Here is a 15,663-nt window from a genome sequence, read left to right as displayed (position 1 = left end):
TATACTGGTTGGGGTATATCAAAGCAATTTTGTGTAAAAAAGGCCATTTTTAAAGTAAAACTAGCAAATTTATCTGATTCTATCTAAGAAAGATATTCGGATTTGAATTAAAACCTAGTAGAAAAGTTCAACTAAAAATAAAAAGCGCTGTCGAGATACCCTCTCAGACAACGCTTTGTAATTAAATAAAAGGCTTCTTTTGCTGAACTTGCAATGGCTCTAGTGCACGGTATAATACTTGTTCATTGTATTCATCTATTTCCTTTTTTCTTGGAATTGGTTTTACGATTGATGGATTGTCTGTCCAAGTTTTAGGTAACTTAACATTAGCAATTTTCTGCCATTTTTCTAGCCAGCTATCCGGTATTAAGTCTGAAGTTGGTTGTTGATTTGTCATAGCTAGCCATACTTGTGACCAGGCTCTTGGTACTACTCTCCAGTAATCGTATCCTCCTCCAGCAACAGCAATCCATTTTCCATCGCAATATTTATGAGCGATTTCATGTGCGATTTTAGGGATTTCCTCGAATGTTTTCATAGTCGTACATAGATGTGTTAGTGGATCGTAACAATGCGAATCAGAGCCGTTTTGAGTGAGTATTACATCTGGTTTGAAGTATTCAGCTACATCGGTTAATGCTCTTTTATAGCTTGATAGAAATGATTCGTCTTCAGTGAATGCATCAATTGGAATGTTAAATGAGTAACCGAAACCTTTACCTTGACCTCTTTCGGTTACCGCACCTGTACCGGGAAATAAATATCTACCGGTTTCATGGATTGAGAGTGTGCAAACAGTCGGGTCATCATAAAATGCCCACTGAACACCGTCGCCATGGTGTGCGTCTGTATCTACATATAAAACCTTTAAACCATATTTCTGTTGGATATATTTTATGGCGATTGCGCAGTCATTATAAACACAAAAACCAGAGGCTTTTCGTTTGAAACCGTGATGTAGGCCACCACCTAGATTAAAAGCATGCTTGGATTTTCTTTCTAGAACGGCATCTACGGCAGTTAATGTACCACCAACAATTAAAGAACTAGCCTCGTGCATATTTTTAAAAATGGGTGTATCTTCAGTTCCTAGCCCAAATTGTTCAGCGATATTTGCACTAACGGCTTCAAGGCTTGCCTTTTTAACTTGATCGATAAATTGTAGATCATGAAAAAGGAGCAGCTCGTCATCTGTTGCTAATCTTGGTGGGATAATGTCAGTTTCATTTAATAGATTACTAGATTTTAAAAGTTCATAAACTAATTGAGAGCGTATCGGATTAAATGGATGTTTTTCGTTAAATTGATATGCATGGTATTCTTCGCTATATACTAAGTATGCATCCTTTTTCATCATGATTCACTCACTTCATTTGGCCAAAGAATTTTATATCCTTCAGTTTTTAAAGTTTGAATGATCGAAAGTGGATTCATCGTTTGAATTCTAAAGACAAGAACCTTATGATCCACTTGTTTTGCAGGGTAAACAAGGACACTTACAATATTAATGTTTTCTTTTGAAAATACGTTCACAACGTCACTTAATATACCTGGATGATCATGGACTAAAATTTCTATTTGTGAGCTAGGTTGATAAGCACCTGTTAAAGTTACTAGAGTGTGTAATACATCAATTTCGGTCACAAGTCCGATTAATTTACCGCTAGATACGACTGGTAAACATCCTATTTTATATTGATAGAAATAAGTTGCAACTTCTTCAACAAAGTCTATTGGACTGCAAGTTATGACATTAGAGGTCATAATTTTTTCAATTGGAACCTCAAGCACGGATGAAAATGCTTGTGGAAATAATGTTGAAGGTAATGCATCGCGGACATCACGATCAGAAATGATTCCAATCACTTCATCATCTACATTAATGATCGGAATATGGCGAACTTTTCCTGTTTTAAATATTGTTAATGCTTCACCGATTGTATTTTCTTTTTTTAAAGTAATGTTTGAACTGCGCATAATATCTTGAATAAGCATTATTTTGAATCCTACCTTTCGAGATTAAAGTTCAATTAGTACATATATCTTTGTAAAAAGCGTAGTGCATCAAATGCTTGAATTTCTTCAGTTGTAACTCGTTTTCCGATTCTAGCCATTAAACAGTTTGCTGGGTGGGAACAGATTTCAGGATCATCCGTTGCAAATTGGATAAGTCCACCGGCATTCATCATTTTTTCCATCATTTTTCTATATTCCCATACATTTAAACCAGTACCTTTTAAATCCCAATGCCAATAATACTCTGTTGTGATAATGATATAGTCTTCCATTGAATCATCTAGCATTGAGAGAATTAACATGTTTTTAGCAACTGAAAAACCTCGGAATTCAGGTATGACTTCAATTGCTCCAAGCTCGATTAAATTTTCTAGAGTTGTTTTTGACCATCTTTCAAGTGGGTCTGGATATAAGTAAGTTACGTAACCTATTATTGTTTGATCAAGTCTAGCAATGATAATTCTAGCTTCAGGTAGATTAGCAATTTCAACAATTGCTTTATGTTGCTGTGCTGGTTGTCTAAAAGAAGTTAAATTTTCATGAAAATGATATGTTTCAAGTAAGGCAGATTCGACTGGTCCCTCTATAATTAATTCACCATGCCCAGTTTGGATTGTTTTTGAAAAATATTTTTTTGGGTGATCCAATATTTATCACTCCCTTTAGAAAACACCTTTTTTATTATCATACTAAAAATTGCAGGAAAGACATACAGGAAAAAAAACAGTAAGTGTCTAATACATATAAATGGTTAATTTATTAAAAATACTGAAAATTAAATCTTATCATTGTATAATGATAGTAGAGAATATCAAGGAGGGATTTATATGAAGGTGGAAGCGCTTCCTGTCAAAAACGGACAATTTAATTTAAAAAACTATGAGGAAACTTATAAAAATTTTAAGTGGGAAGATGTAGAAAAAGAGTTTTCTTGGTATACAACACAAAAGTATAATGCGGCTTATGAAGCTATCGATCGTCATGCAAATTCTGATCGAAAAGATAAAGTTGCTTTGTATTACAAAGATGATAAGCGAAATGAAAAATATACGTTTGAAGAAATGAAAATTAATTCAAATAAAGCTGCAAATGTATTAAAACAATTCGGTGACGTTGAAAAAGGTGATCGAGTATTTATTTTCATGCCTCGTCAACCTGAATTGTATTTTGCGCTTTTAGGAGCTTTAAAATTAGGTGCTATTGTTGGTCCTTTATTTGAGGCATTTATGGAAGGTGCTGTTAAGGATCGTTTAGAAGATAGTGAGGCAAAGGTATTAGTAACAACGCCAGACTTATTATCACGTGTACCAATTAATGATTTACCTGCGTTAAAAACAATCTTCCTTATAGGCGATGACGTTGAGGAAGGTGGTAAATTCGTAGATTTTAGAGCTCGTTATAAAGAGGCGAAAACAGATTTTGAAATTACTTGGTTAAATCGTCATGATGGTTTAATCTTACATTACACTTCTGGGTCAACTGGAAAACCAAAAGGTGTTCTTCACGTTCAACAAGCGATGATCCAACACTATCAAACTGGTAAATGGGTGACGGATCTTCAAAAAGATGATATATATTGGTGCACAGCAGATCCTGGTTGGGTAACTGGAACTTCTTACGGTATTTTTGGACCTTGGTTAAATGGTGCTTCTAACGTTATATTAGGAGGTCGTTTCAGTCCAGATGCTTGGTACGAAACAATTCAAGAATTTGGTGTAACTGTTTGGTATAGTGCTCCAACAGCATTCCGTATGCTTATGGGTTCAGGGGAAGATGTTATTAAGAAGTATGATTTAAGTTCACTCCGACATATTTTAAGTGTTGGAGAGCCTTTAAATCCAGAGGTAGTTCGTTGGGGAGCAAAAGTATTTAATTTACGAATTCATGATAATTGGTGGATGACAGAAACTGGAGCTTCATTAATTTGTAACTATCCATGTATGCCAATTCGTCCGGGTTCAATGGGTAAACCATTCCCTGGAATTGAGGCAGCTATTGTTGATAATAACGGTAATGAAGTTGCTCCATATACGATGGGAAATCTAGCGATTAAAAAGGGCTGGCCATCGATGATGAACACAATTTGGAATAATGAAGCAAAATTCCAATCTTATTTCTTAAATGATGAGTGGTATGTTTCAGGCGATTCAGCTTATATGGATGAGGATGGCTATTTCTGGTTCCAAGGTCGAGTAGATGATGTTATTATGACTTCTGGTGAAAGGGTAGGTCCATTTGAAGTAGAAAGCAAACTTGTCGAGCATCCTGCGATTGCAGAAGCTGGTGTAATTGGTATACCAGATCCTGTAAGAGGGGAGATTATTAAAGCATTTGTTGCTCTAAGAGATGGTTATGTTGCTTCAGATGAATTGAAGGAAGATATCCGTAACTTCGTAAAGCTAGGACTAGCAGCTCATGCAGCACCTAGACAAATCGAATTCCGTGATAAATTACCAAAAACTCGAAGCGGAAAAATTATGCGAAGAGTATTAAAAGCATGGGAGTTAGACCTTCCAACTGGTGATTTATCAACGATGGAAGATTAATAAAAAAAGAAAACCATTGGAAAAAATCCAATGGTTTTTTGTTGTTTTAAAATTTTCGATCGGAGCCACCACCGCCGGAGCTTCCTCCGCCACCACCCCTTGGGCCACCGCCACCTGATGAGTTTAATATGGCAGGTAATAAATTCAAAATGAAATAAGTAAGTACACCATTAAAGAACATCATATCAATGATGATAATCGCGATCACAATCGCAATGATGATGAATACTTTTAAATTGTCCCATAAATTACTTGTTTTAGAATGACCAGTTTGTTCAGATCCATTTAAAATAACATTATATAGTGATTTATATGTGTTTGTTATTGCAAGGGATTCTTCACCTTTTTTCAAATAAGGAATAGCACTCTGATCTAGAATGTTACCAGATCTAATATCTGTTACAACTCCTTCTAAACCGTATCCTACTTCAATTCTTATTTGTCTGTCTTTTTTTGCATATAACAAAAGAACACCATTATTTTTCTCTTTATTACCTAAACCGTATTTTCGAAATGCTGTATTAGCATATTCTTTAATATCATTTCCTTCGAGACTTGGGATGGTTAATACCGCAAGTTGAGCAGAAGTAGTGTCCTCCAATTTTTTCCCTAATTGAATGAGAGTTTGTGTATCTTCTCTGTTGAGAACATTTGCATAATCTTGTACATAAATGTCTCCTACTTGAGAAGGAACTTTAATTTCAGCATTTGCCCCTGTAGCAAATGAAAAAAGAAATCCTATTAGGAATATTGATGTGAGAAATTTTCTCATTTATTACCATCGCCACTAAAGTCAACCTCAGGTGTAGCTTTATCTTTTTCAGATACTTCGAAGTAATCCTTTTTCTCGAATCCAAAAGGTCCAGCTACTAGGACACCCGGAAATTTTTTGATTTTTTGATTGTAAACAGTTACTGCATCATTGTAATCTTTACGAGCAATAGCTAGTCGATTTTCAGTTCCTTCTAAGCTATCCATTAAAGCTTGGAAATTTTGATTTGATTTTAAATCAGGATAGTTTTCTACGACTACTAATAAACGACTTAACGCCCCAGATAATTCTTGATCAGCTTTACTTTTTTCAGCCGTCGTTTGGGCACCAGCTAATTTTGCGCGTGCATCTGTTACTGAAGCAATCACATCTTTCTCTTGTGTAGCATATCCTTTTACTGTATTTACTAAGTTTGGTATTAAATCTGAACGACGTTTTAGTTGGTTATCAACTTGGGACATTTTGTTTGTTACATTTTCTTCCTGAGTCACAAAGCTATTATAGCTTCCGATACCCATAAAGATTAGAACGACTACAATAATTAAAGCAATCCACATTCCTTTATTCTTCAAGAAAAAACACTCCATTTCCAAAATATGTATTTTTAAAGATGTTAGTATTAATATTTAACCATATTATTTGATATAAAGCATTTTTATTCAAATATTGGATGACAATTTATATAAAATTTATAAAAATTTAATTATCCAATTGACTTAAATGTTTTAATTGTGATATAAATGTTTCATAACATTTTAATAGTGAGCGTTGAAAGGCTTAGTAGTGTGAATGGTTTTGGATCAGAGAGCTAATGGTTGGTGAGAATTAGCACAGACATTGACATGAATTACACCCTGGAGCATTCTTTTTCGAAATTTGTATAATGCAAATTAGGATTAGAACGGTTAACAACCGTTAATTGTATGAGAGGTAGCTAGTTTTATTAGCTACAACTAGGGTGGTACCGCGATTATAATTATTCGTCCCTACTGTTTAACAGTAGGGACTTTTTATTTTGTTTAAACGACGTATAGAGCATAGAAGGGATGGGCTAAAAATGGAAAATATCTTACAAGATTTAGAATTTCGTGGATTAATAAATCAAATGACAGATGAAGAAGGTCTACAAAAATTATTAAGCGAAGAATCTGTTTCATTATACTGTGGTTTTGACCCAACTGGTGATAGCTTACACATTGGGCACTTATTACCAGTGTTAATGTTAAAAAGATTTCAAGTTGCAGGTCATAAACCGATTGGTTTAGTAGGTGGAGCAACTGGAATGATCGGTGATCCAAGTGGTAAAAAGGCAGAACGTACGTTAAATACTACTGAAACAGTAAAAATGTTCAGTGAACGAATTCGTACACAATTACTACCATTCTTAAACTTCGAAGGTGAAAATGCTGCTAAAGTAGTTAATAACTTTGATTGGACAGGCGAATTAGACGTTATTACGTTCCTACGTGACATCGGTAAAAACTTCGGATTAAACTACATGCTAGCTAAAGATTCAGTTGCCTCTCGATTAGAAGCAGGTATTTCATTTACTGAATTTAGTTACATGATTTTACAATCATATGATTTCTTAAAATTATACCAAGACCATAACTGTAAACTACAAATTGGTGGTAGTGACCAATGGGGTAATATTACAGCAGGTATGGAATTGATCCGTAAGACAGAAGAAGATTCAAAAGCTTTTGGACTTACAGTACCTTTAGTAACAAAAGCTGATGGTTCTAAATTTGGTAAAACAGAAGGCGGAGCGGTTTGGTTAGATCCTGATAAAACAACTCCATACGAATTCTACCAATTCTGGATTAACACAGATGACCGTGATGTAGTTAAATACTTGAAATACTTTACTTTCTTAACAAAAGAAGAAATTTTAGAGCTTGAGAAACAATTTAATGAAGCACCAGAACAACGTGTTGCTCAAAAAGCATTAGCTGCTGAAGTAACGAAACTTGTTCACGGTGAAGAGGCTCTGGATCAAGCAATTAAAATTACAGAAGCTCTATTTAGTGGATCTGTAAAAGAATTAACTGCTGCTGAAATCAAACAAGGTTTTAAAGACGTGCCTTCATTTAATTTAAGTGAAGCAGAAAAAGGATTAGTAGACTTATTAGTTGAAGCAAAAATTTCTCCATCAAAACGTCAAGCACGTGAAGATGTACAAAACGGTGCGGTTTATGTAAATGGAGATCGTATACAAGACGTTGCAACAGTGTTAACTAAACAAGATGCAATTGAAGAGCAATTTATTATTATTCGTCGTGGTAAGAAGAAATACCACTTGGTTACATTATAATATTGAACAAACAGTGAACGAAAAAGCAGTAGTTTGGTTGGAAGTAGTCCAGAGAGCGAGTGGTTGGTGAAAACTCGTCTACACAATCAAATGAATTACATTTCGGGAGTTTTCTTTTCGTAGTTAGTTGATCTAACGAAGGGAAGAACGTAAATCTACGTTACAGATTCGAGTGATAAGGATTTTTACTAGTAATAGTATTTCTTCTTATAACTAGGGTGGTAACGCGATCGAGGTCGTCCCTATTATTTAATAGGGGGGCCTCGATTTTTTATTGTCTTTTTTTGAAAGGGTGAAAAATCATGGAGATCATTGCAACGAGAGATTACCGAATATTGGCAAAACTTAATGAAGATGTACAAAATTTACATGCTGAATTGTTTCCAGATTTATTTAAGGTTCACAATTTGGAGGAGATAACTGAGTTTTTCAAGAGTGTAGTTAATAAACCAGATCATCATTTTTTCGTTGTTAAAGATATTGAAGAATTGGTTGGATATGCTTGGATTGAAGTAAAAAATATACCTGAAGGACCGATTAAAAAAGCTTTTCGGTTAGGCTATGTTCATCAAATAAGTATTAATGAAGAAAAAAGAAATAAAGGATATGGTTCATTCTTAATTCATAAAATTGCTTCATTTGCACGTGAAAATAACCTATCTAGAATCGAGCTAGATTATTGGATCGATAATGAAAATGCAAGAAGATTTTATGAGAAACTTGGGTTTGTTAAACATCGTGAACATGTATATATGGATATATAAAATAAGGGGAGAGTATTAAAATGAAAAACATTGAATTAGGTGCGTTAATCGCACTGTTTACAGTTATTATGTCTAGTTGTCTAGTTATATTAAAAACGGATCCACAAATTCCACTTTTACTATGTGTTGTTTGTTTAGCAGTTTTTGGACTTTTTAAAGGATTTAAATGGGAACAGATAGAAAATGGGATGAAAAAGGGAATTCAAAATGGACTATCACCTACATTAATCTTAATGATGATCGGTTTGTTAATCGGTTCTTGGATGCTAAGTGGGACAGTACCAACATTATTATTTTACGGAATTTCTGTACTTTCAGCTAAGTGGTTTGCGATTAGTGCAATTTTTATTACAATCATAGTTGCTAGTTTTACTGGTAGTACATTTACAACAATTGCTACAGTTGGTGTAGCGTTAATGGGAATTGCTCATATTATGGGTATTCCACCAGCAATTGCAGCAGGTGCAATTATTAGTGGAGCGTGCTTTGGAGATAAAATGTCACCAATATCAGATACAACGAATTTTGTTCCAAGTATTTTAGGGATAAAGGTTAATGAGCATATTCGACACATGGCGTATACAACAATTCCAGCATTAATTGTTACAGTTATATTATTCTTAATCATCGGTATGGGTCATGGAAATACAGATATGGCGCAAGTTACAGAAATGAAAAAAGCAATTTCATCTAGCTTTGAAGTGAATCCATTTTTATTAATCCCTTGTTTAATTGTTTTTATTATGGCATTTAAAGGGTTTTCGACTTTACCAACGATGTCGGCTGGTATTGTTAGTTCATTAGTTTTAGCATTTTTCATTCAAAAAGATTTAACACTTGAAAAAGTGTTTACAACATTACAAAATGGCTTCCAATTAGATACTGGAAATGAAATGCTTAATTCGATTGTTAACCGTGGAGGATTACAATCAATGATGTGGTCAGTTTCATTAATTTTTATTGCCCTTGCTTTAGGTGGATTATTACAAGAGCTTAGAGTATTTGAGACATTAATTCAATCACTATCTAATTTGAAACGTAAAGGAAATATTGTTATTGCAAGTACATTATCTGCTATGGGGGTAAATCTTCTAACAGGAGAACAATACCTATCAATTCTACTTCCTGGGCAATTATTAAAAGATGTATTTATCAAAAAAAATATTCCACTTAAAAATTTATCACGTGCATTAGAAGATGGCGGAACACTTTTTAATCCAATTGTTCCATGGAGTGTAAGTGGAGCGTTTTTTGCTTCAACATTAGGTGTACCTGTTATTGATTACTTACCGTTTTCATTCGTACTATTTATTACACCATTATTCAGTATGTTAGCCGCTATATTGGGTAAAGGATTAGAAGTTGAAAATAAAGATGAAAGTTCTAGAAATGCCGCATAAACAAATTGTTTCTACGTAAACTAGTTTTTGTACGAACTGGTTAAATGGAGGGAAAAAAATGAGTCATGCAGCAGGTGGTTCAAAGAAAAATCGTCCTAGCGATGCAAATCATGTAGATGCAAAAACGAAAGCTCATCAAAAGAGACTTTCGAAGGATCAACATAATCCGATGGGCGAAAAGTATCCTAGATAATTGAATAAATAATTTTGAATCAATCCCTTATATGAAAGAAAGGATATCCATTTCTTTTCATATAGGGGATTTTTTATTTGCAGTATAAATATTAAATATTAGTGGAATATTCCAAAATTTAATGTAATCCACTTAATTATTCGATAAAATAATAGTTAAAGTAATTTTATTAAAGGAGATAAAGGTAATGAGCTTTTTTAAAATAATTACATATACAATTATTATTGGGATACTAAGTTATGTATTCTGTATCGTTTTTATCGGTGTAAATAGCTTTTTACAATATCAGCATAAAGTACCGGAAGACGCCGATTATGTTATTGTGTTAGGTGCTGGTTTGAAAAAGGATAAGCCTACTAGAGCTTTACGTTATCGAATTGAAACAGCAGCTAAATATGCAAAGGAAAATAAAAGTGCAAAAATTATTGTTTCAGGTGGAAAAGGAAACGATGAATTGATATCAGAAGCTGAATGTATGAAGCTTGAATTAATCAAATTAGGAATTGAAGAAGATCGAATTGTAAAAGAAGATTTATCAACAAATACATACGAGAATATGAAATTCTCCAAAAAACTTATAAACAATGATCAAGCTCAAGGAGTCGTTGTTTCAAATGATTATCATTTATTTAGATCTTTAAAATTGGCCAAAAAGCAAGGCTTAAATGTAGTTGGTCTTCCAGCAAGAACACCAAAAGTAATTATACCTACTGCATACTTAAGGGAATGTTTATCTATTTTAAAAGCTACTTATTATAAACAAATTTAATTATAGTAAACAATCTATTATTTTTATTAAAACTATAATTTAATTTGTACCAATGTCCGTTTCATTTTTTTGAATGAAGCATTTTATATTATATGGATTTGCTTGTCCAAATAATATGAAAGGAGTGACGTTGATGGCAAAATTTTTATCAACTGGCGTACTAAGAAGACATTCTAGTACTCAGTTTTTAACAGTTGAAGCTCTTAATGTTGACCCGGATGACTCTCGTTCTGTGAGTGTTTTAATGTTTGACTGGTCTAGCGGTTCACCAGTTATTCTTCCTATGGTTGATCCATCTACAGTAACAATTCCACCAAATCAATATAGAACATTTAGATCTTTCCAACTTCCAGCAACTTTATTTGCTTATGAAATAAGAATTCTTCATCCGAAAGATCGTGATGTTGTAGTAAATGTATTTGGACTTAGTGACATTGCATTTGATCCTATGAGTGGTAATAATGCAATGCAACATGACTTAGCGGTAGTGAAATTAAAATAATATAAAAGGTTATTTTAATACACCTCTCATTTCCGCATAAGTAGCCCTTCGAGTAAAGTCGAGGGCTTTTTTTTACATATTAACGGTGTGTAAAATAATAAAAAAACCTCAATCAAGTTTGATTGAGGTTTTTCATCACTTCTAGAAGCGATATTATTAACGGTTGTAGAATTCAACGATAAGAGCTTCGTTGATTTCAGCTGGTAATTCAGAACGCTCTGGTAAGCGGTTGAAAGTACCTTCTAATTTGTCAGCGTTGAAAGTGATGTACTCAGGTACAAAGTTGTTAACTTCAACAGCTTCTTTAACTACAGCTAAGTTTTGTGATTTTTCACGTAAGCTGATAGTTTGACCGATTTTCACACGGAAAGATGGAATGTCTACACGTTTGCCATCAACCATGATGTGACCGTGGTTAACTAATTGACGAGCTGCACGACGAGTACGAGCAAGACCCATACGGTAAACTACGTTGTCTAAACGAGTTTCTAATAAGATCATGAAGTTTTCACCGTGTTTACCAGTTAATTTACCAGCGATATCAAAAGTGCGACGGAATTGACGCTCATTAACACCGTACATGTGACGTAATTTTTGTTTTTCAGTTAACTGTAAACCGTATTCTGATAATTTTTTACGTTGGTTAGGTCCATGTTGACCTGGTGCGTAAGGGCGTTTTTCTAATTCTTTACCTGTTCCGCTTAATGAAATGCCTAAACGGCGAGATAATTTCCAAGTAGATCCTGTATAACGAGACATTGATTGTCTCCTCCTTTAGTTTTTATTTTGGAGTAAAATAAAAACGTTCGTGTAGCCCCAAGTCTTGTTTATTTTGCTTTCATGTATCCTCGCTCCAGCAGCCAGAGTTACGCGATGACACCTCTTTAACAGTAGAGGAACAAAATAAATATCAAGCATGTGCTTACAACGCTGCGTTATTTTACACAAAGAATATTATAACCAGATAGTATAAAATAGTCAAGGCCAGTTTTATTCTTAACTTTGTATAATAAGAATAAAGAAATCCGATAAAGGATTGCTTTTTGAGATTAAACTCTCTTATTTAATTGTATCTTCAACTAAATTTACGATCGCTTGAAGGTATTTTTGATCCATTTCATCAAAACGATTGAATTCCGGACTATCGATATCTAATACTCCGATTACTTCTCCATTATGCATTAAAGGAATAACGATCTCAGAATTTGATGCTGCGTCACAAGCGATGTGCCCAGGGAATTCGTGAACATTATCGATTCTTTGAACAGTTTTTGTTTGGGCAGATGTACCGCAAACTCCCTTGCCGTATGGTATACGCACACATGCAGGTAGACCTACAAATGGACCTAAAACTAATTCATCACGATCTCCATCTTTTAAATAAAATCCAACCCAATTTATTTGGTGTAAAAACTGATTTAATAAGGCAGATGTATTTGCTAAATTAGCAATTAAGTTATGTTCACCATCTATTAAAGCTTTAACTTGGGCTGTTAGAGTAGTATATTGTTGTTCTTTCGTACCTGAATATTCGACTTTTTGAAACATTTGTAGACCCCTTTCCCTATTTCATGTGAAATATAATAGCATATTTCGAAAGAATACTGGTAATTTTGTCGACCGATTTGTAGAGGAATTTATTATAATTTCGTTAATTAATAAAGGAATTCATGTTGTAAAAAGAGGGTGACGAGTATGGAGCAAGATAAACTTGCAACAAAGAAGAAAGTCATCGAGACAGCGCTTACGTTATTTAAAATTAATGGATACCATGGTACTTCTGTTAGGGATATTTCTAAAAAAGCAAATGTAAATATTGCGACGATTTCATATTATTTTAAAGGTAAACAGGGTTTACTTGAACATATTATAGTAGAGTTTTTAGAAGGATACGTTGAAATTTTAGATAAGCATTGTTTGGCATTGTATGATAAAAACGCTAATTTAATTTTAATGAATCTTGTTGGTGAAGTACTTAATTATTACTATTTAAAAAAGGAATATGCTTCGATTTTTTACAGAGAGCTGACAATGGACTCTGTCTTCATTCGTGAAATTATGATGACATATTTAGCAAGAGAGCGTTATACTTTTACCCAAATTTATGATGCTATTCGTTTTTCAAATTCGAAACTAACGATGCCATTTTCCGTATTTTTCGTCCAGTTAAAATCCTTCCTTTCAACACCGTACCTATTTCCAATCTATTTAAATGAAGTACTGTATATACAACAAAATGATCTTTATTTTTTTGATAGGTATAAAGAGTATGTAGAGAAGTGGATTGAATCACTACTAGATATGGATGAGAGTTTAATTAGTCGAATAGAACTTTCATCCTAAAAGTTCGCCTTTTTCATTGTGGGAAATCACAATAAAAAGGCGTTTTTCGTTGATTAAAAATCTGAAATTTCTACAAGCTTTTACAGTATTTATTATAGTTTGATAAAAATATGAAAAAATTGAAAAAATTAAGCCAAAAATCAACTTTATCATGTTATTATTAACTATGACCTAAATAAAGGGTGACTAATTAATTCAATAAATAACGTACAGATAAATAGATTTAGATGGCAAGTAGAGGAGGTACATCAGGGAAAATGACAATGACATTCTATGTAATTTTAGTCGTAATAGGTATTGTTATCGCATTAATGATTGTAGCCTTAACAATTCGACAACGTTTATTCAAAAAACTCGATGAACTTGAAGCGTGGAGAATGCAGTTAATGAGTAAGCCCGTTACGGATGAACTTTCAAAGCTAAAGGCCTTAAATATGACTGGCCAAACGGAAGAGCTATTTGAAAAATGGAGAACTGATTGGGATGAACTAGTTACAACTTATTTACCGAAAGTAACTGATTCGATCTACGTAATAGATGAGGCAATTAATAAATATCATTTCATGAAAGCAAAAACAGGGATTAGTGAAATTGAAGGAAGACTAAGTGAAGCAGAATCAAGCGTTGAAAAAATTCTAAATGAAGTAAGCGACTTAGTAGGTAGTGAAGAACAAAATAATTCGGATATTGAATTGTTAAACCAAGAGTATCTTGAGCAAAGAAAGCTTTTATTAACTCATCGTCATTTATATTCAATTTCTGAAACTCAGTTGGAACAAAAGATGGATGAAATTAAACAACAAGTCCAATTATTTAATGAAACAACTGAAAAAGGAAATTATTTAGAGGCAAGAGTATTAGTAAAAGAAATTGCAGATCAAGTACATATATTGAAAACAAATATGCAAATCATACCGGATTTATATATTGAATCTTCTACTACAATGCCTTCTCAAATACATAATTTAACTGATGGATTAAAGCAAATGAAAGCAGACGGATATGTGCTTGATTTTGAAGCATTAGAAAATGAAACAATTGAATGTTCAAAAATATGTATCGACTGTGTCGAATTAATTAAAAAACTAGAAATCACAGAAGCGAATGATAAGCTTGAATACGTAAAAACAAAAGTCGATTCAATCTATGATTTATTAGAAAAAGAAGTAGAGAGTAAATTTGTAGTAGAAAAAGAAATATGGACTTCTCAAGAAGAAATTCAAAGTATTCGAGAAGATAATTTAAAAACAAAAGAAGAGACTCAATTAGTTCAGCAAATTTATGAATTAAGTGATGAAGATACTCACGCTCAAAAAATGGTTGAAAAGCAAGTAAGTATCATTACAAAACGCTTTGAATTATTGCAGATTCGTGTGGCAGAGCAAGACCTTGCATTTTCTGTAATAAGGGAAGAATTAGATTTATTAAAAAAGCAAATGGAAGATGTTAAAGAATCTCATTTGATGTATGTTGAAATGTTAAAAGCACTTCGAAAAGATGAATTACAAGCTCGTGATCAATTAATTGAAATGAAACGATTAATGTTAGAGGTCAAACGTCTTGTTCAAATTTCTAATTTACCTGGTATGCCAGTTTCTTCTATGAAGCAAATACAAGATGCTCAAGAAAGTATGCAAATTGTTTATTTGGAATTAGAGAAAAAGCCATTAAAAATGACGCATGTATCATTTTTACTAGAAAAAGCAACAAAAGCTGTAAATGATTGCTATAATGATACGAAATATATGATTGAACAAGGATATTTCGTTGAAAAAGTGATACAATATGGAAATCGCTATAGAAGTACAAATGTACAAATGGCAACGTCAATGGACAAGGCAGAGCAATTATTTAGAGAATTCCAATATAATGAAGCTCTAGAAGAAGCTGCTGTTTCAATTGAAAAAGTTGAACCTGGTGCAATCGATAAATTACAAGAAATACTAAATGAACAAAAGTACACACTACCCCTATAGATGAAAATCTTAGGGGTTTCGTCTGTTTTCAGATATAATGAAAAATGGACTCAAGCAATATGGAGGTA

The 15,663-nt window shown here is 33.3% G+C and carries 16 protein-coding genes and 2 other annotated features; of the genes, 9 read left to right on the top strand and 7 right to left on the bottom strand.

Translation table 11 applies throughout. The features are described 5' to 3' along the window. Positions 1–181 precede the first annotated feature (181 nt). The 3 genes from B6K90_RS14395 to B6K90_RS14385 are packed head-to-tail and all read right to left on the bottom strand — an operon-like array spanning position 182 to position 2,663. Positions 182–1,354: an acetoin utilization protein AcuC gene (locus B6K90_RS14395; protein ID WP_088013624.1), complete on the bottom strand. Its 1,173-nt coding sequence runs from the start codon at positions 1,352–1,354 to the stop codon at positions 182–184. Further along, positions 1,354–1,995, bottom strand: a complete 642-nt coding sequence (locus B6K90_RS14390; protein WP_088013483.1) for an acetoin utilization AcuB family protein — start codon at positions 1,993–1,995, stop codon at positions 1,354–1,356. Before B6K90_RS14390 ends, B6K90_RS14395 begins: the two co-directional genes overlap by 1 nt. 35 nt (positions 1,996–2,030) lie before the next feature. Beyond that, complete coding sequence (locus B6K90_RS14385) at positions 2,031–2,663, bottom strand: GNAT family N-acetyltransferase (protein WP_088013482.1); 633 nt, start codon at positions 2,661–2,663, stop codon at positions 2,031–2,033. 180 nt (positions 2,664–2,843) lie between these two features. Here B6K90_RS14385 and acsA point away from each other — a divergent pair, with 180 nt between their 5' ends. After that, on the top strand, positions 2,844–4,562 hold the full coding sequence (gene acsA / locus B6K90_RS14380; protein ID WP_088013481.1) for an acetate--CoA ligase: 1,719 nt from the start codon (positions 2,844–2,846) through the stop codon (positions 4,560–4,562). Positions 4,563–4,608: 46 nt separating this feature from the next. Here acsA and B6K90_RS14375 read toward each other — a convergent pair whose 3' ends face one another. Both B6K90_RS14375 and B6K90_RS14370 read right to left on the bottom strand, forming a co-directional pair. Beyond that, complete coding sequence (locus B6K90_RS14375; protein ID WP_088013480.1) at positions 4,609–5,334, bottom strand: TPM domain-containing protein; 726 nt, start codon at positions 5,332–5,334, stop codon at positions 4,609–4,611. After that, positions 5,331–5,906 carry a LemA family protein gene (locus B6K90_RS14370; protein WP_088013479.1) on the bottom strand — a complete coding sequence of 192 codons (576 nt, stop codon included), beginning with the start codon at positions 5,904–5,906 and terminating at the stop codon, positions 5,331–5,333. Before B6K90_RS14370 ends, B6K90_RS14375 begins: the two co-directional genes overlap by 4 nt. A 187-nt stretch (positions 5,907–6,093) precedes the next feature. Beyond that, positions 6,094–6,325 (top strand) — a binding site (T-box leader). Positions 6,326–6,391: 66 nt separating this feature from the next. Here B6K90_RS14370 and tyrS point away from each other — a divergent pair. From tyrS to B6K90_RS14340, 6 genes are all read left to right on the top strand, one after another. Further along, positions 6,392–7,648 carry a tyrosine--tRNA ligase gene (gene tyrS / locus B6K90_RS14365; protein ID WP_088013478.1) on the top strand — a complete coding sequence of 419 codons (1,257 nt, stop codon included), beginning with the start codon at positions 6,392–6,394 and terminating at the stop codon, positions 7,646–7,648. A gap of 4 nt (positions 7,649–7,652) precedes the next feature. Then, positions 7,653–7,895 (top strand) — a binding site (T-box leader). Between the two features lie 55 nt (positions 7,896–7,950). Beyond that, the gene (locus B6K90_RS14360) at positions 7,951–8,412 is read left to right on the top strand and encodes a GNAT family N-acetyltransferase (protein ID WP_088013477.1); all 462 of its coding nucleotides are present in this window, start codon (positions 7,951–7,953) and stop codon (positions 8,410–8,412) included. Positions 8,413–8,432: 20 nt separating this feature from the next. Continuing rightward, a complete protein-coding gene (nhaC, locus tag B6K90_RS14355) occupies positions 8,433–9,812 on the top strand; it encodes a Na+/H+ antiporter NhaC (protein ID WP_088013476.1) in 1,380 nt (459 codons plus the stop codon). 58 nt (positions 9,813–9,870) lie between these two features. Next, positions 9,871–10,005, top strand: coding sequence for a hypothetical protein (locus tag B6K90_RS24370; protein WP_088013475.1), 135 nt, complete (start codon positions 9,871–9,873; stop codon positions 10,003–10,005). 187 nt (positions 10,006–10,192) lie between these two features. Next, the gene (locus tag B6K90_RS14345) at positions 10,193–10,774 is read left to right on the top strand and encodes a YdcF family protein (RefSeq protein ID WP_088013474.1); all 582 of its coding nucleotides are present in this window, start codon (positions 10,193–10,195) and stop codon (positions 10,772–10,774) included. 133 nt (positions 10,775–10,907) lie between these two features. Next, positions 10,908–11,276: a hypothetical protein gene (locus B6K90_RS14340; protein ID WP_235821807.1), complete on the top strand. Its 369-nt coding sequence runs from the start codon at positions 10,908–10,910 to the stop codon at positions 11,274–11,276. A 156-nt stretch (positions 11,277–11,432) separates the two neighbouring features. Here B6K90_RS14340 and rpsD read toward each other — a convergent pair whose 3' ends face one another. Both rpsD and B6K90_RS14330 read right to left on the bottom strand, forming a co-directional pair. Then, complete coding sequence (gene rpsD / locus B6K90_RS14335) at positions 11,433–12,035, bottom strand: 30S ribosomal protein S4 (RefSeq protein ID WP_088013472.1); 603 nt, start codon at positions 12,033–12,035, stop codon at positions 11,433–11,435. 300 nt (positions 12,036–12,335) lie between these two features. Next, complete coding sequence (locus tag B6K90_RS14330) at positions 12,336–12,824, bottom strand: GAF domain-containing protein (RefSeq protein ID WP_088013471.1); 489 nt, start codon at positions 12,822–12,824, stop codon at positions 12,336–12,338. A 147-nt stretch (positions 12,825–12,971) separates the two neighbouring features. On the opposite strand from B6K90_RS14330, the gene refZ reads away from it, so the two are divergent. Next, the gene (gene refZ, locus B6K90_RS14325; RefSeq protein WP_088013470.1) at positions 12,972–13,619 is read left to right on the top strand and encodes a forespore capture DNA-binding protein RefZ; all 648 of its coding nucleotides are present in this window, start codon (positions 12,972–12,974) and stop codon (positions 13,617–13,619) included. A gap of 257 nt (positions 13,620–13,876) precedes the next feature. Further along, entirely contained in the window at positions 13,877–15,595 is a 1,719-nt protein-coding gene (gene ezrA / locus B6K90_RS14320; RefSeq protein ID WP_167555374.1) for a septation ring formation regulator EzrA, read from the top strand. Positions 15,596–15,663 lie beyond the last annotated feature (68 nt).

This window comes from Gottfriedia acidiceleris, from assembly GCF_002128425.1.
Taxonomy (GTDB): domain Bacteria; phylum Bacillota; class Bacilli; order Bacillales; family Bacillaceae_G; genus Gottfriedia; species Gottfriedia acidiceleris.
Note: the sequence above shows the minus strand (reverse complement) of the source record. Positions and strands in the feature narration are given on the sequence as shown.

Bases quoted from the DNA above. Each gene is read 5' to 3' on its own strand.
- nhaC (WP_088013476.1), top strand. From the start codon at position 8,433: ATGAAAAACATTGAATTAGGTGCGTTAATCGCACTGTTTACAGTTATT.
- rpsD (WP_088013472.1), bottom strand. From the start codon at position 12,035: ATGTCTCGTTATACAGGATCTACTTGGAAATTATCTCGCCGTTTAGGC.
- B6K90_RS14395 (WP_088013624.1), bottom strand. From the start codon at position 1,354: ATGAAAAAGGATGCATACTTAGTATATAGCGAAGAATACCATGCATAT.
- B6K90_RS14345 (WP_088013474.1), top strand. From the start codon at position 10,193: ATGAGCTTTTTTAAAATAATTACATATACAATTATTATTGGGATACTA.
- B6K90_RS14375 (WP_088013480.1), bottom strand. From the start codon at position 5,334: ATGAGAAAATTTCTCACATCAATATTCCTAATAGGATTTCTTTTTTCA.
- ezrA (WP_167555374.1), top strand. From the start codon at position 13,877: ATGACAATGACATTCTATGTAATTTTAGTCGTAATAGGTATTGTTATC.
- tyrS (WP_088013478.1), top strand. From the start codon at position 6,392: ATGGAAAATATCTTACAAGATTTAGAATTTCGTGGATTAATAAATCAA.
- B6K90_RS14360 (WP_088013477.1), top strand. From the start codon at position 7,951: ATGGAGATCATTGCAACGAGAGATTACCGAATATTGGCAAAACTTAAT.
- acsA (WP_088013481.1), top strand. From the start codon at position 2,844: ATGAAGGTGGAAGCGCTTCCTGTCAAAAACGGACAATTTAATTTAAAA.
- B6K90_RS14330 (WP_088013471.1), bottom strand. From the start codon at position 12,824: ATGTTTCAAAAAGTCGAATATTCAGGTACGAAAGAACAACAATATACT.
- B6K90_RS14390 (WP_088013483.1), bottom strand. From the start codon at position 1,995: ATGCTTATTCAAGATATTATGCGCAGTTCAAACATTACTTTAAAAAAA.
- B6K90_RS24370 (WP_088013475.1), top strand. From the start codon at position 9,871: ATGAGTCATGCAGCAGGTGGTTCAAAGAAAAATCGTCCTAGCGATGCA.
- refZ (WP_088013470.1), top strand. From the start codon at position 12,972: ATGGAGCAAGATAAACTTGCAACAAAGAAGAAAGTCATCGAGACAGCG.
- B6K90_RS14340 (WP_235821807.1), top strand. From the start codon at position 10,908: ATGGCAAAATTTTTATCAACTGGCGTACTAAGAAGACATTCTAGTACT.